The organism is Paenibacillus sp. NPDC058174 (genome assembly GCF_042883865.1).
Taxonomy (GTDB): domain Bacteria; phylum Bacillota; class Bacilli; order Paenibacillales; family Paenibacillaceae; genus Pristimantibacillus.
The window spans coordinates 1,835,747-1,859,126 of sequence record NZ_JBHVUY010000001.1 but is presented as its reverse complement, the minus strand read 5'-3'; the positions used below and the strand labels follow the sequence as shown (position 1 = coordinate 1,859,126).

Annotated in this window: 15 protein-coding genes; 13 read left to right on the top strand and 2 right to left on the bottom strand. The window is 50.8% G+C overall.

What is annotated here, in order from left to right; genetic code table 11:
* Window positions 1-29 precede the first annotated feature (29 nt).
* The gene (locus ACFVVF_RS08525; RefSeq protein ID WP_387807145.1) at window positions 30-1,559 is read left to right on the top strand and encodes an extracellular solute-binding protein; all 1,530 of its coding nucleotides are present in this window, start codon (window positions 30-32) and stop codon (window positions 1,557-1,559) included.
* Between the two features lie 257 nt (window positions 1,560-1,816).
* A complete protein-coding gene (locus ACFVVF_RS08520; protein WP_387807142.1) occupies window positions 1,817-2,497 on the top strand; it encodes a VOC family protein in 681 nt (226 codons plus the stop codon).
* A 1,378-nt stretch (window positions 2,498-3,875) separates the two neighbouring features.
* On the opposite strand, the gene ACFVVF_RS08515 is transcribed toward ACFVVF_RS08520, so the two are convergent.
* Both ACFVVF_RS08515 and ACFVVF_RS08510 read right to left on the bottom strand, forming a co-directional pair.
* On the bottom strand, window positions 3,876-6,518 hold the full coding sequence (locus tag ACFVVF_RS08515; protein ID WP_387807139.1) for a glycoside hydrolase family 3 protein: 2,643 nt from the start codon (window positions 6,516-6,518) through the stop codon (window positions 3,876-3,878).
* Between the two features lie 130 nt (window positions 6,519-6,648).
* Window positions 6,649-7,515 (bottom strand): helix-turn-helix transcriptional regulator, encoded by an 867-nt coding sequence (locus tag ACFVVF_RS08510; RefSeq protein ID WP_387807136.1) that lies wholly within the window; start codon window positions 7,513-7,515, stop codon window positions 6,649-6,651.
* A 236-nt stretch (window positions 7,516-7,751) separates the two neighbouring features.
* Here ACFVVF_RS08510 and ACFVVF_RS08505 point away from each other — a divergent pair, with 236 nt between their 5' ends.
* The 11 genes from ACFVVF_RS08505 (at window position 7,752) to ACFVVF_RS08455 (ending at window position 23,338) form a co-directional block, all read left to right on the top strand.
* On the top strand, window positions 7,752-8,609 hold the full coding sequence (locus ACFVVF_RS08505; RefSeq protein ID WP_387807133.1) for an NAD-dependent epimerase/dehydratase family protein: 858 nt from the start codon (window positions 7,752-7,754) through the stop codon (window positions 8,607-8,609).
* Between the two features lie 2 nt (window positions 8,610-8,611).
* The gene (locus ACFVVF_RS08500; RefSeq protein WP_387807130.1) at window positions 8,612-9,571 is read left to right on the top strand and encodes an acetylxylan esterase; all 960 of its coding nucleotides are present in this window, start codon (window positions 8,612-8,614) and stop codon (window positions 9,569-9,571) included.
* 153 nt (window positions 9,572-9,724) lie between these two features.
* Window positions 9,725-10,855, top strand: a complete 1,131-nt coding sequence (locus ACFVVF_RS08495) for an ABC transporter ATP-binding protein (protein ID WP_387807127.1) — start codon at window positions 9,725-9,727, stop codon at window positions 10,853-10,855.
* Entirely contained in the window at window positions 10,852-13,803 is a 2,952-nt protein-coding gene (locus tag ACFVVF_RS08490; RefSeq protein ID WP_387807124.1) for an extracellular solute-binding protein, read from the top strand. The genes ACFVVF_RS08495 and ACFVVF_RS08490 overlap by 4 nt, the downstream gene beginning before the upstream one ends.
* Window positions 13,800-14,774 (top strand): carbohydrate ABC transporter permease, encoded by a 975-nt coding sequence (locus ACFVVF_RS08485; protein ID WP_387807121.1) that lies wholly within the window; start codon window positions 13,800-13,802, stop codon window positions 14,772-14,774. Before ACFVVF_RS08490 ends, ACFVVF_RS08485 begins: the two co-directional genes overlap by 4 nt.
* 3 nt (window positions 14,775-14,777) lie before the next feature.
* Window positions 14,778-15,638, top strand: coding sequence for a carbohydrate ABC transporter permease (locus ACFVVF_RS08480; protein WP_387807118.1), 861 nt, complete (start codon window positions 14,778-14,780; stop codon window positions 15,636-15,638).
* 26 nt (window positions 15,639-15,664) lie between these two features.
* On the top strand, window positions 15,665-17,680 hold the full coding sequence (locus ACFVVF_RS08475) for a YIP1 family protein (RefSeq protein WP_387807117.1): 2,016 nt from the start codon (window positions 15,665-15,667) through the stop codon (window positions 17,678-17,680).
* The gene (locus ACFVVF_RS08470; RefSeq protein WP_387807115.1) at window positions 17,673-19,907 is read left to right on the top strand and encodes a DUF5696 domain-containing protein; all 2,235 of its coding nucleotides are present in this window, start codon (window positions 17,673-17,675) and stop codon (window positions 19,905-19,907) included. The genes ACFVVF_RS08475 and ACFVVF_RS08470 overlap by 8 nt, the downstream gene beginning before the upstream one ends.
* Window positions 19,907-20,800 (top strand): carbohydrate ABC transporter permease, encoded by an 894-nt coding sequence (locus ACFVVF_RS08465; RefSeq protein ID WP_387807113.1) that lies wholly within the window; start codon window positions 19,907-19,909, stop codon window positions 20,798-20,800. Before ACFVVF_RS08470 ends, ACFVVF_RS08465 begins: the two co-directional genes overlap by 1 nt.
* The gene (locus tag ACFVVF_RS08460) at window positions 20,797-21,780 is read left to right on the top strand and encodes a carbohydrate ABC transporter permease (protein ID WP_387807111.1); all 984 of its coding nucleotides are present in this window, start codon (window positions 20,797-20,799) and stop codon (window positions 21,778-21,780) included. The genes ACFVVF_RS08465 and ACFVVF_RS08460 overlap by 4 nt, the downstream gene beginning before the upstream one ends.
* A gap of 196 nt (window positions 21,781-21,976) precedes the next feature.
* On the top strand, window positions 21,977-23,338 hold the full coding sequence (locus ACFVVF_RS08455; protein ID WP_387807109.1) for an ABC transporter substrate-binding protein: 1,362 nt from the start codon (window positions 21,977-21,979) through the stop codon (window positions 23,336-23,338).
* The last annotated feature ends 42 nt before the right edge of the window (window positions 23,339-23,380 follow it).

The window sequence follows — 23,380 nt, the reverse complement described above, 5'->3', positions numbered from 1 at the left end:
TTAAAATTATTGCCCGGAAGGATGGTTCGATGAACCGACTTGTCGCAAAGCTGCTTATGCTTGCAGCTGCAATGCTGGTATGCCTTAGCGTTGCGGCCTGCGGAAGCAGCAATCACGATGATTTTGCCTATAACGGTTCCAAAAACGGTTCAGAGCAGGAAAAGGAAATCACGCTGAAGTTTTATTTTGGCGGGGAAAAGAAGGCCGCTACCGATGAGGTATGGTCTGAAGTGAGCCGCTATGTCAAAAGCAAAGGACTCAACGTTAAATTCGACATTAACTTTATCCCTTTCAGCGAATACAGGGAAAAGATGCTTGCAATGGCGGCAGCGGGCGACACCTGGGATATGAATTTCGACGGGGACTGGCTTTCCTACAAGCTGATTGCCGCGAAAGGCTCCTATATGGCGCTTAACGAGCTGCTTCCGAAATATGCGCCTAATTTGCTTCGCAAGTATAAGGAGCAAGGGACGCTGTCGGCCGCAACGGTGAACGGGCAAATCGTAGGACTTCCATGGACGATGAAAATGAATGAGCGCAAATTCGCCGGCTGGCGGGTTGACCTTGCCGAGAAGGCGGGCTTGACGATTGAGCCCGACTCCATTAAGACGATTGAAGATGTCGATTGGCTGCTTCGGGAATTGAAGAAAGCCTATCCGAACGAAAAGCTGAATCGGACGCCGCCTTTATCTCTCTTTTTCTCAAAAGAAGAATGGGTCGATATGAACTTTCACGGCTTGGGCTTTTACTGGAATGACCCGGAGATTACGGTGCGGGCTGTTGAACAGCAGCCGTTCTATCTCGAATCCGCGAAGCTGTCGAAGGTCTGGTACGATGACCGGCTCATTAACCGGGATGCCATTATCGATAAAGGCGACGCGTCGCTCCAGTGGAGAAACGGCAAGTCGATGTTTACGATTACGTCCCATGAATGGGCGAATGCTGACCCAGGCTTTGTTGATCCAACCTATAAGCAGGGCATGTCGCTGCTGTACCCGGACAAAAAGTTCGTTAATCGTTCCTCGATTGCGAATGTCGTAGCCATTAACCGGAATTCCAAAAATCCCGACCGGGTGCTGCGGTTCCTTGATATGCTGGAAACGGATCGGACGCTGTACGATCTAGTGATCTATGGTATCGAGGGCAAGACTTACCTCCTCAACGGGGAGGCTGCTGACTATCCGGAAGGAATGCAAACCTCATCCAGCAACTATATGGAATGGGGCGGGCAGTGGGCGTTTTGGAAGCCGCAATTTATGCGCCCGACAGCTACCTATGGCAAAAACTTCTGGGTAAAAGAAGAGGAGTTCGCAAACGAGTCTTTCAATGTCATTTCGCCTCTTGACGGATTGTTCATCGCGGAAGACGGCATGAAGGATGAACTGGCTGTGCGTGACCAGCTAGGCGAAGAGTACGGCAGGCCGATTGAGTATGGTACGGTTGTCGATGTAGAGCAGTCGGTGGCCTATTATATTGAGCTGCAAAAAAATAACGGGCTCGCTAAAATTTTGGCCAGAACGCAAGCCATCGTCGACGAATATTTAGCATCCAAAGGTTAACTAAACGCATCCGAGATAAGCCTTCATGAAATGATATGTCTCATGAAGGCTTATCTTTTTTTGCATATAGATAGGTAGAGTCGGATCAGATACCGGTTCATCGGGCAGCCGGAGTGCGGGAGTGTAATCATAAAGTTTACTGGAGATATACGGTTGTTTCAGCACCACAACCGGTAATAAGATCAGATCAATGAATCATATGGTAATATATTTCAATTTTATTTTCTTACTTTTCATGAAATAGGGGGGAGTGTATTTTGCGGATACACAGTGTGCGGCTGCTTGCGAAAGACTTAGAACCACTTCAAAAGTTTTACGCTCATTTACTTGGACTTCCATTACTGGAACATTCAAAGGATTCATTTACTGTATCGGCAGGGCAATCTTCCTTAACCTTTGAGCGAACAGAAAATGCGGGGGAGAACCCATACTATCATTTTGCCTTTGACATTCCCAAAAACCATATGGATGAATCGATAGATTGGTTAGCTTCTAAAAAAGTATCATTAAATCTTTTGCCCAACCAAACATACAAAATTTACTCTAGAACATGGGATGCAACATCCATTTATTTTGATGATCCAGCTGGTAATATTGTTGAGTTTATTTCTAGAAATTCCTTGAATAACGCAGCAGACACCACCTTTTCGAGTATGAGCCTTTTAAATATTAGTGAAATCGGTCTGGTTGTTCATGATGTAAACAGCACTATGAAGCTTTTGGAGAGCAATTTGCAGTTGGATGCCTATCATGATAACAACAATTCATTTGCTGCTGTGGGGGACGTCGATGGTTTATTTATTCTATCCGCTCACAAGAGAATTTGGCTCGGGTCGGATAAAGAGGCGGATATATTCAGAACCGAAGTTACAATTGAAGGAAACGATCAAGGAACCTCGTATGTCGGTTCATTTCCTTACAACATCATTGTTAAATAACAGTCCGCTTATGGAAAATGTTAACCGTCCTTACACAAGGCCGGTTTAACTTCACCAATTTAGACGTTTCCCTGCCAAAGAGGGCATGTCAACAGATCGTTAAGCCCCTGCCGGGGCCTTAACGGCTTCGTGGCGAAGCAAAAGGAGAAGGTTAAGTCCCTCAAAAGGCCTTAACTTCACAAAATTAGCCGTCAGCCTGCCGAAAAGCGCATGTAATCAGGCCGTTAAGCCCCTGCCGGGGTCTTAACGGCTTCATGTCGAGGCGAAAGGAGAGGGTTAAGTCCCACAGGGGCTCCTAATTTCGTAAAAGTTACTGAACTACATCCGTTATCCCCCGCCTGCCCCGGGCAGTTAACCGTGCTGTTGCTGATTATGTAAGGGGGGCTTACCTCCTCGATTATGTGGCGCAGGGACTTCTGCATAAGGTAACTTCGACGTACTCAGATATGTACTTAAACCAACTTCACGTCAATGAGCCGCTTCCTTAAACTAACGTTAGGAACTATGTCTGGTTTGGTGGAGGTGCGCATATCCACTATTGGCAGCAACTATCGAAGTGACGAGTTAAATGATTATCCAGACAAAACTGACTGCCTGGCTTCCTCGAGACCTCATCAAAATGCAAAAATACATTTTGATGAGCCTCAAAAGTGCCAAAATAGCCATCAAAATGTAAAAGTGCAGTTGAAATCCTTCAAAAACGCTTAATTAAGCTGTTTTCTCCCAATCAAAATGCACTTTTGCATTTTGGGGCGATATATCACCTAAAAAATGGATATTTAAATGCGCTTTTACATTTTGATGTCTCGCTTTAGTTGCTGCTGCAGCAAACTAGACTCTAAAGATCATTTGTGAGGGAATAAGAGGATATGAACGATGAAGAAATCGAATCAAGAACGGTAGTAAGAACCAACACGCGCAGTGATCATGCAGTGGAATCAAGAACGGCAGCATGGGCCAGAACGCGCAGCGGTCCCGGGGTTTGCAATAAATGGTTAGCTCTGAGTGCGTTACAGAATAGGGTGAGCGGAGCGTTTTGAGTTCAGGCTGGCATTTTGCAGATTCGAGCCACTATCCAGAGTGTAAGCGATGGGGCAGTGGAATCAAGAACGACAGCATGGACCAAAACGCGCAGCGACCCCGGAATGCGGCAGCATAAGCCAAAACGAGCAGCGATCTTGAAATTGTCTGCGAAAAATAAAGAAAGGGTGCATCCCGCCATCGTTGGATGGAAGGATGCACCCTTTTCCATATTGCATTCTAGTTCCTCATGCCGCACCAGCTACGAAAGCGAGCTTCACCCCTGCATCGTATCCTATCCTATCCTATCCTATCCTATCCTATCGTTCCCTGCTAAGCATAGCTAGCATTACCTGATTTAAATTGCGATAAAATCGACGGATAAAGCAATATTGTCGGAGCTTGGGCCGACGAGCGCTTTGAAGGTGCCCGGCTCAACTACCCAGTTCAGCTCGCGGTTCAGTACGCTCAAGTCCTTCGGTGTCAGCGTGAAGGTAATCGTCGTCGATTCTCCGGCTTTCAAGTGAACTCTGCGGAAATGCTTGAGCTCCTTCTCAGGACGGGCAACGGTGCTGAACACGTCGTTGACATACAGCTGAACAACTTCGTCACCAGCCAGGCTGCCTGTATTCGTCAGTTGGACAGTCACGACAGCATTCTCGCCGGGAGCGATTGTTGTGGACTGAATTGAGATGCTGTCATAACGGAAGGTCGTATAGCTTAACCCGTGGCCGAATGCATAGAGCGGACGGTTGTCGCCGCCGACATAATGCTTTTGTCCGCCGCGGCGCCGGTTGTAATAGACCGGAATTTGGCCGATTGTCCGCGGGAATGACATGGGAAGGCGGCCTGCCGGATTATAGTCCCCAAAAAGCACCTCGGCGATCGCTTCGCCGCCGCGTTCGCCCGGATACCAGGCTTCAATGATAGCTGGAATATGCTCCGATTCCCAGCCCAGCGTAATCGGCCTGCCGTTCTGCAGTACGAGCACAACCGGTGTTCCCGTCTCGTGAATCGCTTTGAGCAGCTTCTGCTGATCACCAGGGAGATCCAGGCTGTTCCGGTCGACGCCTTCGCCGCAAGTCCGCTCCGAGTCGCCGAGACATACGATGGCAACATCAGCTTTGCGGGCAAGCTCGACAGCCTCTTGAATGCTTTCCTCCGCATGACTCCAGCCCAATACGATTTCGACGCCGTTCGTATCCTTCCAATATTCAACGCGCAGATCATATTCTTGGCCGGCCTTGAGCTCAACGGGCACGCTTTGGTTAGCGCTCTTGTCCTTGCCCCAGCCGTCAATGAGCAGCTCGCCGTCCAGCCAGAAGCGCATGCTGTCTTGGCTGAGCGTTCCGATGAAGCCGGATACATTCATATTCGGCACAAGCTTGCCCGTCCAGCGGACGGTAAAGTTCATGCTGTCAATCGCTTGGTCAGGCTTCGTAATGACCCAGTTGTAGTCGATATAAGGGTCAATTCGTTCCACAACCGGCGTTCCGCTCAGGTCGGTATTGTTGAAATACTGGGCGCGCAGCCCGGAGTTGCCGCTGCCGTCCGTGAAGCTGCCGATCGGAATGGCCTCAAGTTCATCTTGGAGCACGCCAGTTCCTTTGGCATACAGCACTTTTGTTTTGGAGCTGACTGCGGATTTGATTCCTTTCAGCACGGTTGTCGGCTCGAAGCCCTCGATGAACGGCGTGTAGTCGCCAAGCCGCACCTGATTGGCACTTGGTCCAATGACCGCAATCGTGGACAAGCCTTTCGCCAGCGGCAGCGTCTTGCTCTCGTTCTTCAGCAGAACGATGCCTTCTCTGGCTGTCTGCAGCGCAGTCTCGCCATGCTTAGCGCAGCGGACAACCTGCTGCGGCAGGGAAGGATCGGCGTACGGGCGCTCGAACAATCCGAGCATAAATTTGACTTTCAGCACGCGGCCGGCAGCTGTATCGATCGTATCGATGCCAAGCTCGCCCTCTTGAACCATTTCAATAATCGCTTGCTGATATACATCATGCGGATAGTCGTAATATTGCATATCTGTGCCGGCAACAAGTGCCTGGCGAATCGCGTCTTTGCCGGATTCAGCCGTGTAGTGGGCATGCTCCAGACGGGCGATTGCGCCCAGATCGGAGCGGACGAAGCCCGGCATATTCCATTTGTCTCGAAGCACGCCTGTCAGCAGGCTGTGGTCTGCCGAGCAAGGCACTCCGTCAATAGAGTTATAGGAACACATGGCATTGATAGCGCCGGCTTCAACGAAAGCCGCTTCAAATACCGGCATATGATAGGACCAGATGTCATTGAGTCCGATGACAACTGGTGAATGGTTCAATCCAGATTCGGGAATGCCATGAACGGCAAAATGCTTCGGTTCCGCAATAATATTTTTGCCGGAGGACAGATCGTCGCCCTGCAGCCCTTGGATCATCGCAACAGCCATCCGGCTGGCTAGATGGGTATCCTCGCCGTACGTTTCCTCGACGCGCCCCCAGCGCGGCTCGCGAGCCAGATCCAGCACAGGGCCAAACGTTTCATGAATGCCATGGCTGCGGGTCTCAGCAGCGATCCCCTCGCCGATTTGCCGGGCAAGCTCCGGATTCCAGGTCGAAGCTGTCGTAATGGCATGCGGATAGACGGTAAAGCCGGGACGAAGCAAGCCGTGCAGCGCTTCTTCGCTGAATAGAATCGGGATGCCGAGCCGCGTTTGCTCGACAGCGTATTTTTGCAAGGCGTTGTTCGTTTCTACCGTTCCATACAAATCATGGATGCAGCCGATGCCTTCCTCGCCGATGACGGATTTGACCCGATCCCATAAAATCTCGGCATCATCGGCCATAACGGTCATCATCCGGGGATGGGCCGCGCTCATAAACGAGGCGCCAAAGTATTGATCAAGCTGTCGGACCTTTTCCTTGAGCGTCATCCGCTCAAGCAAATCGCTAACTCTGGATTCGATGTCGGCTGTCGGATCTTTATACACTTCGTTTGTCGTTTTCGTTTGTGTCATTCCAATCGCGCCTCCCTAAAGTGAATGCGTTTTCGCCAGCTTTGACGCCGCATCCTATATGTTCTGGCTTAATAGCTCCACTATAAAAGAAAAATCCCTGACTGACTTGTCAGGGATTGATGAGCGATTGTCATATTTTGCTCCGGTAGGCGGTTGGCGTGCAGCCGTTCAATTTTTTAAAGACGCGATTGAATGTCTCAATGCTGTTGAAACCGACTTTAAAGGCGATATCGGTCACGGAGGCATCTCCGTCCTTCAACTGCTCCATCGCTTCCGTAATTCGAAATTCATTGACGTAATCGACGAAGTTTTTATCCGTTGCTTCTTTAAAGAAGCGGGAAAAGTAATGCACGCTGTAGCCGGAGACGTCGGCAGCGCTCGTGAGCGTAATGTCTGATTCATAGTTCTGCTCGATAAACTTCAGAACATCCTCCAGCCGCCGCTGCTTTTCCAGCCGCTTAATCGTTTCCTCAGGCGAGTAGGGAGACATCGGCATATCCCTCACGATGGCTGTCAGCATATCATTCACTCTTGCTTTAATGGCAAGCTCGCAGCCCTGCCGGCGGTTTTCCCATTCCTCATAAATAACGAGGGCGCTGCGCTCAAATAGCGAATGAAGCGTTTGCATGCCGTCCGTCATCAGCGTATCGTCCGAGCTCAGATGGGGAGTGTCAAACCGTTTGCTGAACACTTCATCCGCGCAATGATCGAAGATCGATTTCTCCAGCTGCAAAATAATTTTTTTGCAGCCTTCCGGGCTGGCAAAAAACTGATGCACGTCACAAGAGCCGATGAAGAGCAGATCTCTCGGCTGCATGGCGATTTTTTCATGATGCAGTCCGATTTCCATACTGCCTTCCATAATATAGACAATTTCCATTTCCTTGTGCCAGTGCGCACCCGTACCAAACTCGACGGGACTGATAATGATGTTAAGCGGGGAATTTGTTTTTCGGGTGATTTTCTCATGCCAAGCATGCATATGCTGTTCTTTCATTGGAACCGGCCGCCTTCCTGTAAAGGGACGAGTATAGTCTTAGTCTAGCGTATCCAGAGGCGGTCTACAAGCGCTTCCAAACGATCATTTGGGCAAAAAGAAGATAAAAAATCGATAGAAAGTTTTGCATCGTCTCATTTGGCGAATTTCCGGCTTCGCTTACACTTATCCTGACATGTTTATTCCAGCCAAGCGTGGGAGCAAATACCGTTTAAATGATGGAGGTGCAGCCGGAAATGAATAAAATCGCAGTTACGGGCGGCAGCGGCAAGCTGGGAACGAGGCTGGTAAAGGAATTATTACGGCAAGGAATAGAGGTCGTTTCGATTGATACGGTGAGATCCGGCCAGCTGCATTGCAAGCAAATCAAGGCCGATCTTAGCCAATTTGGCGAAGTCATCGCGGCAGTGCAGGGAGTGGATGCCATTATTCATTTGGCAGCGATTCCGGCACCGAAAGGATATACGAATCCTTATATTTTTACGAATAATACGATCTCCGCCTATAACATATTGGAAGCTGCAGCAGTGCTGGGCATCCGTAAAGTGGTGATGGGTTCAAGCGAGTCCTCATACGGCTTTGCATGGGCGAAAACCAGATTCTCTCCTGACTATTTGCCAGTGGATGAGGAGCATCCGCAGCAGCCGCAGGAATGTTACGGGCTCTCCAAAGTGGTCAATGAGGTGACCGCTGAGATGTTCGACCGGAGTGTCGGTATGCAGGTCATTTCATTGCGCTTCTCCTTAATTGCTGCACAGGAGGAATATCAGCACCTGAGCATTAGCAAACCCGAGCAGTTCAAACATATTTTTTGGAGCTATATTGATATTCGCGACGCAGTTAGCGCATGTATCGCTTCGCTCCGTGTAGAGGATCGCGGCGCGATCTGCCTCAATATTACAAGCGATGATTGCTTGAGCGACTGGGAAACGCAGAGGCTGCTGGACACCTTCTACCCGGATGTAACCGACCGGAGATCGGCATTCCAAGGCTTCGAAGCGATCGTCAGCAACGGACTCGCCAAAAAGCTGCTCCCGTGGAAGCCGCTTTATTCTTGGCGGGATGAGCTTGGGAAAGCGAAACGGGAGGACTAAATATGGCACAGCAAACCGATATGCCGCTGCATGAGCTTAGGGCGTACAAGCCTGAATTAACGAAGCCGGAAGACTTTGACGAATTTTGGGATCGCTCGCTGGAGGAGCTGGCGCTCACGCCGATTGAATACTCGCTGGCCAGAGTCGCTTACCCCAGCCGCCGGGCGGAGCTCTTCAAAGTCAGCTTCACCGGCTTTAAAGGCGCTGCCATTGAAGGATGGCTGGCGATTCCGGCAGGCGAAAGAAAGCTGCCGGGTATTGTAACTTATCATGGCTACAACTGGTCTCCTGACGGGGATATCCATGAAACGGTCAATTTATGCCTGCAGGGGTATGCGGTACTGCACATGTCCACACGCGGACAACAGGGCGAAAGCTCCGACAATGTTATTTCACCGCATGGCTCCATTGCCGGCTGGCTGACGAAGGGGATTCAGCATCCCGAGCACTATTATTTCCGGGGCGTCTTTATGGATGCGGTCCGCGCGGTAGAGGTGCTGTCAGCGATACCTGAGGTGGACAGCGGACGAATCGCTGTAGCAGGAGCGAGCCAAGGCGGAGGCATCGCGCTGGCGGCAGCCGCGTTTTCTCCGATTCCGGTCGTTGCCTGTGCCGACTATCCGGGCTTTACGAATTTCGAGCGGGTTATCGACACGGCCGATACGATGCCTTATCAGGAGCTGAACGAATATTTCCGCCGCTATTCCGATCCGGCGATCGAACAGCAGGCAAGGAAGACGCTCGCCTATCACGACATTATGAATATTGGCACGCGTATTCGCTGCCATACGTTCATGACGGTCGGGCTGGTCGACAATATTACGCCTCCTTCTACGATTTTCGCCGCGTATAATCATTTGAACTGCTCTAAGGAAATTTCGGTGCACCGTTATCACGGGCATGAGTTCATCCCCGGGGCGCATAGACGAAAGCTGGAGACGCTGCTGGAGCGCCTTTATTAATGGAGATCTATACAATGATGGAAATTAAAAACAAGAATACAAGCCAATATTCGACTGTAAAAGCAAACAATCACTCATTCAGCCGCAAGGCATTGGTAAGGTAACATAAATGGCAGGAGATAGTCGCAAATACTTCACGAGAGGTGAGCGAGGGTGGGAAGCATTACGTTCAGCCATGTTTACAAGCATTATAAGGGCGAGTCGCGTCCGGCGGTCGACGACTTCCACCTTTCCATAGAGGAAGGGGAGTTTCTCGTATTGGTCGGGCCATCCGGCTGCGGGAAATCGACGACGCTGCGCATGCTGGCAGGTCTGGAGGAAATTACGAAGGGCGATTTGTACATCGACGGCAAATTTGTCAATTATACTTCGCCGAAAGACCGGGACATCGCGATGGTATTTCAGAATTACGCGTTGTACCCCAACTTATCTGTATACGAGAATATCGCACTCGGCTTGAAGCTGAGGAAGACAGCGAAGCATGACATCGAACTGCGGGTAAACCGTGTTGCGAAAATATTGGAGATTTCGCATTTGCTGGAGCGCAAGCCGAGTCAGCTGTCCGGCGGTCAAAAGCAGCGTGTGGCGCTCGGCCGGGCCATTGCCCGCGAGCCGCAAGTATTTCTCATGGACGAACCGTTGTCGAACTTGGACGCCAAGCTGCGTGCCCAGACGCGGGCCGAGCTGATCAAGCTGCAAGGCGAGCTTAAGCGCACGATGGTGTACGTCACCCATGACCAGGTAGAAGCGATGACGATGGGCACGAGGATTGTTGTTATGAAGGACGGAGTCATTCAGCAGGTTGCGCCTCCTAGAAAACTGTATGATCAACCGGCCAATATGTTCGTTGCCGGCTTCATCGGATCGCCGCAAATGAACTTTCTGGAAGGCAATATCATTCGCCAGGAAGGCCGCTATTACTTCTCCAACAACCGGCTTAAGCTGCCGGTAGCAGAGCAGCAATACGATCAGTTCGAGCAATCGGCCCGTACGCTTCGCAATATCATTATGGGTGTTCGTCCTGAATATGTCCTGCTGCGGGAAGATAACGGAAGCGAGCCGGAGGACGGCTACTTCCGGGGAATTGTCGAAATGAGCGAAATGACCGGCTCAGACGCTTACGTCTATGTGAAGATCGGCGAGAAGACCGTTATTGCCAGAAGCGATCCGGAAACCGTCTATACGAAGGACCAGAAGCTGTTGATTGGTTTCAATATGAATAAGGTTCATTTCTTCGACGAGCAGACGGGCGTGTCGCTCGCAGCCGGAGGAGATGAAAGATGAGCAAGGGGAAACTGCTCGGTATCGCTCTGCGGCTCCTGGTTGTGGCGGCGCTGATCTTTGGAGTCGTCCGCTGGGTCGGCGGCAGCGAGCCCGTCATACATGCGACTTCCGTCTCACCGGAGCAATTGCTGAGCTTTGAGAATAAAGACCCGCTGATCCCGTACGCCAAGCTGATGCTGGATAAAGATACCACTCAGCAAAGCGGACTGCAGCCAATTGTCATTGCACCCGGGGATTACTCGAATGCATCGTCTGACGCGATACTGCAAGCCGGTGACGGCGAGGGCGGCAATGCTGCAGCGATTCGCTGGGAGAACGAAAAAGGCTCCGTAGAATGGAAGCTGAATGCTCCGCAAGAGGGCTGGTATGAGCTTCACTTCAAGTATAAGGCGATGCCGGGCAGCAATGCTTCTATCGTACGCGGCATCCAGATTGACGGAAAATATCCGTTTGCCGAAGCTGAGCGGATTGAACTGGAACGGCTATGGAAAGATTCGAAATTTCCTTACGAACGCAATGAAATCGGCCAGCAGGTCCGGCCATCGCAAATGGAGATTGTCGAATGGAGAGAGAAAGCGGCCGTTCATTACGCAGCTTCCTCTGAGCCGCTGCTGTTCCATTTGGGAAAAGGCGAACACACGTTGAAGCTGGTTGGTGTAAGGGAGCCGGTTATCATTGCCGAACTTTCGTTCCAGCCGCCGAAAGCGATTCCTAGTTACGAAGAATACAAACGCTTACATCCTGAAACGTCCGCTTCGGAAGAATGGTTTGCCGTAATGGAAGCGGAGGAAGTAAAGCAGAAATCGAGCATTGCCATTCAGACCGACTTCTGGTCGGAGCCGCATATTTCTCCTGATCCGAAGGGACGGATTACGTACAACGTACTTGGCGGACAACGCTGGCGCCTTCCGGGAGAATGGGTGGAATGGAGCATGAACGTGCCGAAGGACGGCTGGTATGAAATCGACCTAAAGGCGTTCCAGGATTACCGCAACGGCTTCGAGGCTTACCGCACACTGTCGATCGACGGTGAGGTGCCTTTCCGGGAAATGCTGCATTACGGTCTTCCGACCAAGAAGGAATTCGTGATTAAGACGCTTGCGAATAAGGAAGGCGAATCCTACTCGTTCTACTTAACCGAAGGCGAGCACACGCTGCGTCTGACCTCGGACTCATCGCTTGTACAGCCGGTATTTCTGGCACTGAGAGATACACTGGCCGAGCTTGCCGATTATGACCGTCATGTCCGGCTTCTGACAGGCAACTACAGCAAATCCGGCTTCGATGCGAACATCGACTCTACCCGTACTTGGGATATGAGGAAGCTCGACCCGCAGGTTGAGCAGACGATTGCTGGTTTGATCAAACGGCTGCAGGATGTCAGAGGATACATCGACGGTTTGAACGGCGTCGACTCCGATTTGTCGCAGGCGATCAAATCTTCGACGGCACTGCTGGAGAAGATGGCTGTCGATGTCAATGAAATCCCGGTAAAAGTCAATGATTTCTCAACGATTCAGAACAATATCGGCACCTGGCTGGCAACGTTGACGCAGCAGCCGCTCTTGCTGGACTACATCGTTATCAAGACACCAGGAACCGATACGGGGTTGAAAACGGCAAGCGCTTTAGCCCGGGTACCATACGCGGTTACAGACTTCGCCCGTTCTTTCTACTTGGATTATGATACGCGCAAGCATAACAAAGAAGAAGCACTTACCGTTTGGGTACAGCGCGGCCGTGATTACGCCGAGCTGCTCCGCGAACTCGTAGATCAGGACTTTACGCCAAAAACAGGCATTCAGGTCAACATTAACCTGATGCCGAATCCCAATATGCTGATCCTGGGCAACGCCGCTGGCGAAGTGCCGGATGTAGCGCTTGGAGTTGGGGAATCCACTCCTGCCGATTACGCGATGCGGGATGCTGTAGCGGATCTGTCGCAATTCCCGGACTTTAAGGAAGTGTTCGACCGGTTCATTCCCGGCGTAAGCCGCTCTATGGTTTATGACGAAGGCGTCTATGGATTGCCGGAAGTGCAAAACTTCCAAGTGATGTTTTACCGGACAGACATTTTCGAGAATTTGGGCCTGACTGCACCGGATACTTGGGAGGACCTGTTCAAGCTTCTGCCAACGCTGCAGGAGAACGGGATGACGATGAGTTATCCGAAAGCGGATTTCACGACGCTGTTCTTCCAGAATGGAGCTGAGGTGTACTCACCGGACGGCCTGCAAGCACAATTGACCAGCGAAGGCGGACAATACGCGTTCAAGCGCTGGACCGATTTGTACAAAAAATATAATCTGCCGATTGATATTCCGGCGTTCTTCCAGCATTTCCGGGATGGCGACATTCCGATCGGCATCGCCGACTTCAACACCTACGTACAGCTTCTTGTTGCAGCGCCGGAAATTACCGGGCATTGGAAAATCGCTCCGCTTCCAGGCGTGAAGCAAGAGGATGGCACCGTAGAAAGATGGTCGCCGCAAGGCGTATCGGCAGCCGTCATTATGGAGAAAAGCGACAATAAGGATGAAGCTTGGCAGTTTCTGGACTGGTGGACCTCCGCTGAGGTTCAAACGCAATACGCAAGTGATATCGAATCCTTCTACGGACTTGAGTTCCGCTGGAACACGGCTAACGTCGAAGCGATGAAATCGCTGAGCTGGCCGAGCGACGACTTGGCTGCGCTGCGTGAACAGTCGCGCTGGGCGAAAAACATGCCGTATGTACCGGGCTACTATTTCTTGACACGGGAAATGGAATTTGCCTGGAACCGTACCGTAATGGAAAACATTCCGGCTCAAGACTCGCTCGAGCAGGCGCAGCTTTCACTGCAGCGGGAAATGAACCGGAGACAAGGAAACTTCGGAATCAAGAGCACTGACAATTTGCATATTCCGCAAGTGACTGAACCTTATAAGTGGGAGGAGACTGACAAATGAATACGGAGCTGACTCCCAGCCTTGCGAAACAACCCGGACGGAAATCTTCCGTCCGGCTCAAATTGAAACGTTTCTTGCTGGATATTAAAAGAGATACCTTTGCTTACCTGTTTTTGGCTCCGTTTCTGATCTGCTTCCTGTTGTTTATTGTCGTTCCAGTCGTCATGGCCGCAACACTCGGCTTTACGTCCTATGACGGTTTCGGCAAGCTGCATTTTATCGGGGTAGACAATTACATCGCATTGTTCACGCAAGACATCATCTTCCTGACGAAAGCGATTCCGAATACGTTTCTGTTCGCTTTGATCGTTGGTCCCGGCGGCTACTTGCTGTCATTCGCCTTCGCGTGGCTGATTCATCAGCTTCCGATGAAGATCCGGGATTACTACACGCTCGCTTTCTATGCGCCTTCCATGGCCGGCGGTGTTGCACTGACCGTCGTCTGGATCGCAGCATTCAGCGGCGACCGGGTCGGTTACTTCAACAATTTCCTGCTTGGCATGGGCTGGATTGACAGCCCGGTTATCTGGCTGCAGGATCCGAAATATTTGCTGAAGATCATGATCGTTGTATCGCTGTGGACCAGCTTCAGCGTAGGCTTTCTGGCGATGCTCGCCGGTCTCCAGACCGTCAACCGCGAGCTGTACGAAGCCGGACGGATCGACGGCATTACGAGCCGCCTTCAAGAGGTATTCTACATCACGATTCCTTCGATGAAGCCGCAAATGCTATTCAGCGCCGTGATGTCTATCGTCGGCACGCTGAAGGCAGGAGGCATATCGACGCAATTGACAGGGATGCCGATTACGCCTTCGTATTCCGGTCATCTCATCATCAACCATATTGATGATTACGCATTCATCCGCTTCGAGCTCGGCTATGCTTCGGCCGTATCGGTTATGCTCCTCATTTTCAGCTATTTCGCGATGAGGTTTGCTACTAAGCTGTTCGGTTCAAAGGAGGAGCTGTAGACGATGCTGCTTCGCAAATTACGTAAAATCACGGCGTTTCAAGCCGTTTTGATCAGCTGCTTGACTGCACTGGCAGTATTCATGTCGCTGCCGATTATTTTTATCATCAACCATGCCTTTAAGCCGCAAAATGAGCTGTTCCTGTTTCCGCCGCGCTTTTTCGTGCAGAGCCCGACGTTCCGGAATTTCGAGTCGCTCATCTTGCACGCATCCAATGCGACGGTACCGTTCACCCGGTATTTGTTCAACAGTATTATTATCGCGGCACTGACGCTCGGATGCGTTATTCTCGTCAGTACGATGGCCGGTTATGTACTTGCTAAATACCGCTTTCATTTCAAAGGGCTTATTATGTCGATGATTACGCTCTCGCTCATGTTCGCGCCGGAAACGGTGGGCATTCCGAGGTACTTGATCATTAGCGGAATTGGCATTAACGATACGTATTTCGGCCATATTTTGCCGGCGCTTGCTTCACCGGTTGCCGTATTCATGCTCGTCGGATTCATCTCTCAAATCCCGAGCGAGCTGCTTGAGGCGGCCAAGATTGACGGAGCGAGCCATTTCGGCATCTTTGCCAGAATCGTTCTGCCTTTGTCTGTACCGGCAGTGGCCACCATCTCGATCCTGACCTTTCAGGGTGTATGGGGCGACGTCGAGACATCCACGCTGTTTATGCAAGAAGAGACGATGCGAACGCTTGCCTTCTATGTCAACAGCTTGCTGAGCGGGCTTCAAAACAGCGTTGCCGGCCAAAATATGGCGGCAGCAGCCGGCTTGCTCATGTTTCTGCCGAACCTCATTATTTTCCTACTGTTTCAAAAGAGAGTGCTCGAGACGATGGTGCATTCCGGAATCAAGTAATTCAACCAGCAAAGGAAGTCGTAACGATGAAGAAATTTGTCACATTGCTGCTTCTGGCGGCGGTCTGTTTCCTTGCCTTGCCTAAAGCGACGTATGCAGAGCTTCCTTACCGGACCAGCTATTACGATGCCAACCAGTCGAGCTGGCTGCGCATTCAGCCGATCTATGAGCCGGCGGAGACGACAGGAGCCCGATTTACAGAGCCTGTCGATCTGCAGGTCGGAGCGGATGACAACGTATATGTGGCCGATAAAGGGGCAGGAAAAGTATTTGTGATGGACAATGACGGCTCCCTGATTCAAACGATCGGCGACGAGGAAGGTCCGGGGGCGCTCAGCGCGCCTGAAGGCCTTTACGTTACCCCGGAGGGGCAGGTCTACGTCGCCGACTCCGGCAACCAGCGCATAGCGGTGTTCGGTAAGGACGGCAAGTTCGTACGCGAATACAAAAAGCCTGTATCGACATTCATGGAATCGGAGCATTTCGTTCCGACCAAGCTGGTCGTCGATCGGCGGGGCGTCATGTATATCAATTTGAACTCCTCCTATCAAGGATTGGTTCGCATCAATAAGGACGGCGAGTTTCTAGGGTACTTTGGAGCCAATAAAGCGCAGCAAACCGTTCTGAACTGGCTCAAAAAGCTCATTCTGAACAAAGAGCAGCTCTCCAAAGAGCTCGCGGCGCTTCCGCGTCCGATCTCAAACGTGTCGCTGGACAACGACGGCTTTATTTACACCGCAACAGCGGGCGGCTTTGGCCAAGGTGCAATACGCAAGCTGAATGCGGGCGGTGTAGATGCGCTCAAGAACAAAACGATTCAGAACGGGCACGGTATCGTCGATACAGCTATCGATGAAAGAGGGTTCCTCTACGATATTGATATGTTCGAGGGCCGGGTCACGATCTATGACGACAACGCAGAAGCTTTGTTCGCCTTCGGTTTCGTGGACAACGGCACTCAGCAATATGGCGTACTTGGTTATCCGACGGGTATCGGCGTCGATGCCGCGCATAACATTTGGATTTCGGACAGCCGCGTCGGCACTGTCCACAAGTATAAGCTTACGGAGTTTGGCAGCGATGTTATGAACGCGCTTGCTCTCTACAAGGAAGGGCGCTATAAGGAAAGTGAACCTTACTGGGATCGCGTATATGCCCGCAACGATATGTACAACGGTACGTTCCAAGGGCTTGGCAAAGTCTACTTGCATGATAATGAGCAGCATGAAGCGCTGTCGTATCTGAAAGCGGCATTTGATACGAAGAGCTACTCCAAGGCGTTCTGGCAAGTTCGTCTGACCTGGCTGCAAAATCATTTTCTGCTGGCGGCTGCCATCATCGCCGTGCTAATTGCTTTGATCGCCTACGGACCGCGCCTGGTTCGAAGCTATTTTAGACGGTATCCGCTGCCCCCATCATGGGAGAAGCCCGTACAGGATTTGCGTAATTTCTGGTACGTCATGTTCCACCCGTATCAGGGCTTCTACCGGCTGAAAGAAGCAAAGGTTCCGTCCTGGATTATTATTTTAATTCTAGTAGGCGCCATTGCTGTCAAAATTATTTCGATGTATTACACCGGATTCCTATTCAGCCCGGTGGAGCTGTCGCAAATTAATCTGTTCGGCAGTCTCGGATTGTTCGTTGTTCCATGGGTTACGTGGATTATTGCGAACTATCTCGTATGCAGTGTCAAGGACGGCGAAGGGAAATTCAGGGAAGTCATTCAGGGCAGTACGTATGCGCTTGCCCCGTACATTTTCTTCTCCATTCCGACGCTCCTTCTGTCGAACATCGTAACGCTCGATGAGCGGGTTATCGTCGATTCGTTAAATGCGATCATGTTTATCTGGATGGGCGTCATGCTTATCGTAATGACGCAGGTTATCCACAACTTCGATTTCATGGAATCAATTAAGAACATCGCAATAACGGTCTTCACGATCGCTACGATCTGGCTGTTCGCCTTTATCGTATTCGGTCTGACCTTCAATCTGTATGATTTCTTCTACCAGCTTTACAAGGAGGTGACCTTCATTGGCTAATTTCATCAAGCGTCTTTCCCTTCGCGTAAAGCTCGTATCGTTCATTGTGCTGGCCCTCGTGCTTGTGATCGTTATCGTTCAGCTGGTGAAAAAAGATGAGGTGACCCCGGCGCAAGCCATGATCAAAGCAGGCATCGAGCAGCTGACACCGGACCGTGCTGCTGTGCTGACGGGGCAAGAGTGGAAGCCGTCATCGGCAGGAGCAGACGGCTTCTCCGAAGCATTGTCCAACGCCGATTATACGCTTTATGTAGATCCGGCTACGACTCAAGTGGCAGTTGCTGACAAGCGGTCCGGCTTCCGCTGGACCAGCAATCCTTCGAAGGAGCAGCTTGAGGGAGAGACGGTCAAAGGCAATCTGCTCACCAATCTCCAGTCGCCTTTCGTCCTGACTTACGTCCGTACGCAGGGCAAGGATCAGACGATTCGGGAAGTGACGAATGCGCTCGATCCGAAGATCAAGAAGTCGATCTCGGCGAATGAAAGCCTCGTTCAAGTAACGTATACGCTTCCCGAGAAGAACCTTAGCTTCAGCATCCAATACGAGCTGACGAAAGAGGGGCTGAAGGCGCGGATCCCAACGGACGGCATTAAGGAAGAAGGCGAGTACGCCGTATTCAGCATCGAGCTTCTCCCGTATTTCGGAGCGGCGTCCGCCAAAGAAGACGGTTACCTGTTCGTTCCGGACGGTCCGGGCGGATTGATCAAATTCGAGAAAGAGCGGGCGGGCGTCTCCCGCGGCTACAGCCACCAGGTCTACGGACTTGAATTGACGAATGCCGGCAACTGGAGCCGGTCCGGCGAACGCCGGGAGAATATCGCTTATCCCGTATTTGGAGTGAAGCGCGGTAATAACGCTTTTGTTGCCGTATTGACCAAAGGCGGCGATTCGGCGAACATTTCGGCAATGCCGCCGGGATTGAAATCCACGTTCTACAACATTTTCTCCGGTCAGATCTACCGGGAGGAATACTTGTACCGGATGAGCCGGCTGGCAGCTCCGATGAAAGCGATTCAGAAGGAGCGGCTCCAATCGGATCGCGAGGTGGAATACCGCTTCCTGAGCGGCAAGGATGCTGATTATGTCGGTATGGCGAAGTCATACCGCAGCTACTTGGAGCAGGCAGGCAAGCTTGGAGAATCGATCAAGCCGGTCGAGCATGTGCCCCTGACGCTGAGGCTGATGGGCGGCAATTTCGCCGAAGCCTACAGCCGGATTCAATACGTTGCGGCAACAACGTTCCCGCAGGCGACTGAAATCGCCAATACGCTGTATGACCGCGGCGTCAAAAATATGGACATCATCTATTATGGCTGGCAGAACAAAGGCGACTACGATCTGTACAAACGGTTTCCGATCGAGCCAAAGCTTGGCGGAGAGAGCGCGGCACGCGACTTCATCTCGGAGATGCGGAAGAAGGACATCGATGTCATGTTCGAAGACGATTTTGTCTGGATCAACCAGAACAATTCGGAGCTGTCCGGCAAAAACAACGGTATCCGAGGTATCGACGGGACAGTCTTTATTGATGAAGGCTGGTTCATCAGCAAGCCGGAACGTACGGTTGCTATGGCTTATGAAACGATCGACAAGCTGAAGGATATCGGCGTTTCGGGTATTTTGTACAACTGGGTTGGCGAGATGGTATTCCACGATTATGACAAATCGTTGATTGGCACTAGGGAAAATACGATTAACGTCTATGAAGGCCTTCTGGATTATACGCAAAAGACGCTTGGCCATGCCGGTGTATACCGCGGCAACGATTACACAATTGCAGGTTCTAACATCATCGTCAACATGCCAAGCGAATCGAGCTATGATTTCATGGTCGACGAGACGGTTCCGTTTTATCCGATTGCCGTGCATGGGTACACCTCGTATACGTTTGGCGACGGCAATTTGCGCAACGACGTGGAAGAGGAGTTTTTGAAGGCGATTGAATACGGTGCCACGCCATCCTTCTTCCTCACTCACGACGAGTCGAGAAAGCTGAAATATACGGCATCGGGATATCTGTTCAGCAGCCAGTACGACAAATGGACAGATCGTATACTGCAGGAATACGAAGCTTTCGATTCCTTGTCCGGTCTGTACGCGCAGCGCATCGACAATCATGAGAAGCTGTCCAAGGATGTTTTTGCAACAACTTATGAAGACGGCACTCGCGTCGTTGTCGATTACGGCAGGAAAACGTTTTATGTAGAGAAAGGGGTGGGCGCTTAATGAATGCGAAGGCTAGAAGACGTGTAGAGCGCCTATACCAAGGAAAAAAATACGGCGTCGGCTTATTGTTCATGCTGCCGTGGATTATCGGGTTCTGTTTGTTTGTTGCGATACCGATCGGCTGGTCGCTGTTCATGACCTTTAATAAGGTGCAGGTGAGCGTAGGCGGCTTCAAATACGAATGGATTGGCATGCGGAACTACCGCGACGCTTTTCTGAAGGATAACGTGTTCCCGATCGAGCTGATTACGTACTTTCAGGAAATGCTGCTGATGGTTCCGATTATCGTCATCTTCGCATTACTGATCTCGCTTATGCTCAATCAGAAGTTTCCCGGACGATTTATTTACCGGGCGCTGTTCTTCCTGCCGGTAATCTTCGCAACCGGTCAGGTATTGTCAGAGCTGTTCCTCCAGGGAGCGGGAGATATTCCGTTCCTGGAGCAGTACAATCTGCTTCCGATTGTAGAGGAATACGTAGGTGCACAGTTCGCTGGAACGGTTATGGATGTACTCGGCAAGGCGGTACTTATTCTCTGGTACTCCGGTGTGCAAATTCTGATCTTTATCGCAGGCTTCCAGACGATATCGCCAACGATCTATGAGGCGGTCCGCATCGATGGTGCGTCACCTTGGGACAGCTTCTGGAAAATTACGCTTCCGGCATGCGTACCGTTTATCAGTTTGAACGTTCTGTACACGATTATTGATCTGTTCACGTTCCCATTGAATCCGGTGCTTAAGCATGTCAGAGACAATATGTTCAAAGTCGACACCGGTTACGGTTACGCCAGCGCGCTGGCATGGATCTACTTCGCGTTTATCTTCGTGCTGATCGCCCTTGTACTCTGGCTATTCAACCGAAGCCTTAAGACAAGGAGGGCTCATACATGATCACCGCAGTGAAAACGGAATTCGAGCGTATCAGCCGCGGCGTCCGCTCCGTATTCTGGGGCCGCAGAGCGCAGAAAGTGAAGCTTCTCGTTATCGGCCGGAACGTATCCGACGGACTAATCGCCAAGCTGATTATTTATTTGCTGTTGTCTATTGTAGCGTACCTGTATTTGCAGCCGATTCTGTACATGGTCAGCACGATGTTCAAGACGATGGCCGATTTGCTGGATCCAACGGTCAAGTGGATTCCTCGCGAAGTGACCTGGGAGAACGTAACCAAGGCGATCAAGGGGCTGCAGTATCCGGAGGCGCTGCGGAATACATCGCTGATTGCCGTCACCTGCTCTCTGGTGCAGGTTGTCGTCTGCGCGATGACTGGTTATGCGCTTGCGAGACTGTCTGTACCGTTCAAAGGATTGATTACGGCGCTCATTATTTTGACGTTTCTCATTCCGCCGCAAGTTATCATCATTCCGCTTTACGTTATTTTCAGCAAAATGGGATTGCTCAACTCGCTATTCGTATTTCTCATTCCCGCTATATTCGGGCAGGGCTTGAAGGGCGCATTGTTCATCCTCATTTTCAGGCAGTTTTTCCGGTCGCAGCCGCCTAGCTTGGAAGAGGCTGCCAAGCTCGACGGCGCCTCGACAGCAAGATTGTTCTTCGGCATTATGCTGCCGCTGGCACGTTCAGCATGTCTCGTCGTATTCCTCTTTTCCTTCATCTGGTATTGGAATATGTATTACGAGCCGTCGATGTTTCTGGCGAAAGGCTTTACGCCGCTTTCGATCCGCCTCGACATGCTGGAAGAGGTGCTCAATCCAACGCTTCTTGGCAACACCCGTACGATAACGAATCCGATTACCGAGGGAACGAAGATGGCAGCGGCATTCCTGATCATTCTGCCGCCGATTCTAATCTTCATGCTGCTGCAAAGATGGTTCGTCAGCGGCATCGAGCGGACGGGTATCGTGGAGTAATTGGCAATTTCATAGGGCGGCGTTAAGCCGCCCCCTACATTCTGTTAGGGAGGTGATGGCCGAACCCGGCATCAGACCAAATAGAAGGCAATTCAGCAAGTATGCTTCATTGCAGCGGCGTTCAGTCATCATCCGCAATTATGTATGCGCTTTAAGGGGAACGGTTAGGGTCAATCATTCATGAGGAGGAAGTTAAATGAAAACTAAAAAGAGCTTTGCTTGGATGCTCACACTTGTATTCGTATTAACACTTGTATTGTCCGCGTGCTCGGGCAACAGCGGAAAAAATACGCCTAGCAACGGGGGCGAAGCAACGACTGCGCCTACAGCCGAGGCTGAAGCAACGAAAGCGCCTGAGAACAAAGAGCCTGTTACACTGAAGCTGATCTCCTGGTCGGATTCATATCAAGAGCTTTATGACAAGTTCCATGAAAAATACCCTTGGATTACAATCGAGCAAATTCCGGTAAACAGCCAGCCGATCATGGAAATCATCGCTTCCCTGGAAGCAGCAGGTACACCTGCCGACTTGACTTGGATCGATTCCGACTTGATCACTTATGATCAAAGCGGCCTGCTGGAAGATCTGACTCCATACATTGAGAAAGATCCAACTTTCAATGAAGTTCAATTGCCAGACGGCTTCTTCGATACAATGACTTGGAAGAACAAAAAGCTTGCTGTTCCTTTCGTTGACGTTCCAATGTGGATTCTGGTCAACAAAGACCTGCTTGCGAAACATGGTGTGGAATTCCCGGCTAATGACTGGACGTATGACGATTTCCGCGACATCGCCAAGAAGATTACCGATCCAGAAGCAGGCGAGTACGGCTTGACGACGCAGCCTGAATTCCAAATGCGCGTATTGAGCACGAAAGCAATTGCTGACGGTCACGCAGCGAACATTCACTACCTGAACGAAGATATGACTCAAAGCTTGTTGAACACGCCTGACGTTATGAACGATGTAAGATGGCTGTCTGATTTCGTATGGAAAGACGGATCGATGCAAAGCTTTGCAAAAGCAGCAGAATCCGGCGATGTAACAAGAGAGTTTATCAATGGTAAAACAGGCTTTGCAATCGGCGGCGACTGGGTGCTTCCGAACCTGAAAAAAGACGCGAAATTCGAGTGGGACGTTCTTCCTTTCCCTAAAGGTAAAGTAAGCCAGCCTGGTTACACGATCTATGGTCCTCTGTCCTTGCTGAGCGGCTCGAAACATAAAGAGGAAGCGTTCCTGTGGATCGCATTCCAATTCTCGAAAGAAGCTCAAAAATGGAAAATCGACCAAGGCGCGAATGCTTCTGTAATCGATCCTGAGTTGACAGCTTACTACGACGAAACGCCAATGTGGGCTGGCAAAAACAAAGAAGCGGTTAAAATTGCCAAAGAAAACGCTAAAATCCAACCAGGCGTTACTGTCCCTGCATGGGGCGAGTACAACTGGAATGATCTCTTGAATAAAATCGTATTTGAAGGCGCAGACATCAACCAGCTGATTCCAGAAACGGAAAAATGGAATAAGCGTACACTTGAAGTAAGAGACACGTTGAAATAATAACGACGGACGAAAGGGGCTGTCCCAAAAGTCATAAATGAC

Excerpts from the sequence above, each read along its gene's own strand:
- ACFVVF_RS08525 (WP_387807145.1), top strand. The coding sequence starts at position 30 with ATGAACCGACTTGTCGCAAAGCTGCTTATGCTTGCAGCTGCAATGCTG.
- ACFVVF_RS08515 (WP_387807139.1), bottom strand. The coding sequence starts at position 6,518 with ATGACACAAACGAAAACGACAAACGAAGTGTATAAAGATCCGACAGCC.
- ACFVVF_RS08510 (WP_387807136.1), bottom strand. The coding sequence starts at position 7,515 with ATGAAAGAACAGCATATGCATGCTTGGCATGAGAAAATCACCCGAAAA.
- ACFVVF_RS08505 (WP_387807133.1), top strand. The coding sequence starts at position 7,752 with ATGAATAAAATCGCAGTTACGGGCGGCAGCGGCAAGCTGGGAACGAGG.
- ACFVVF_RS08500 (WP_387807130.1), top strand. The coding sequence starts at position 8,612 with ATGGCACAGCAAACCGATATGCCGCTGCATGAGCTTAGGGCGTACAAG.
- ACFVVF_RS08490 (WP_387807124.1), top strand. The coding sequence starts at position 10,852 with ATGAGCAAGGGGAAACTGCTCGGTATCGCTCTGCGGCTCCTGGTTGTG.
- ACFVVF_RS08485 (WP_387807121.1), top strand. The coding sequence starts at position 13,800 with ATGAATACGGAGCTGACTCCCAGCCTTGCGAAACAACCCGGACGGAAA.
- ACFVVF_RS08480 (WP_387807118.1), top strand. The coding sequence starts at position 14,778 with ATGCTGCTTCGCAAATTACGTAAAATCACGGCGTTTCAAGCCGTTTTG.
- ACFVVF_RS08475 (WP_387807117.1), top strand. The coding sequence starts at position 15,665 with ATGAAGAAATTTGTCACATTGCTGCTTCTGGCGGCGGTCTGTTTCCTT.
- ACFVVF_RS08465 (WP_387807113.1), top strand. The coding sequence starts at position 19,907 with ATGAATGCGAAGGCTAGAAGACGTGTAGAGCGCCTATACCAAGGAAAA.
- ACFVVF_RS08460 (WP_387807111.1), top strand. The coding sequence starts at position 20,797 with ATGATCACCGCAGTGAAAACGGAATTCGAGCGTATCAGCCGCGGCGTC.
- ACFVVF_RS08455 (WP_387807109.1), top strand. The coding sequence starts at position 21,977 with ATGAAAACTAAAAAGAGCTTTGCTTGGATGCTCACACTTGTATTCGTA.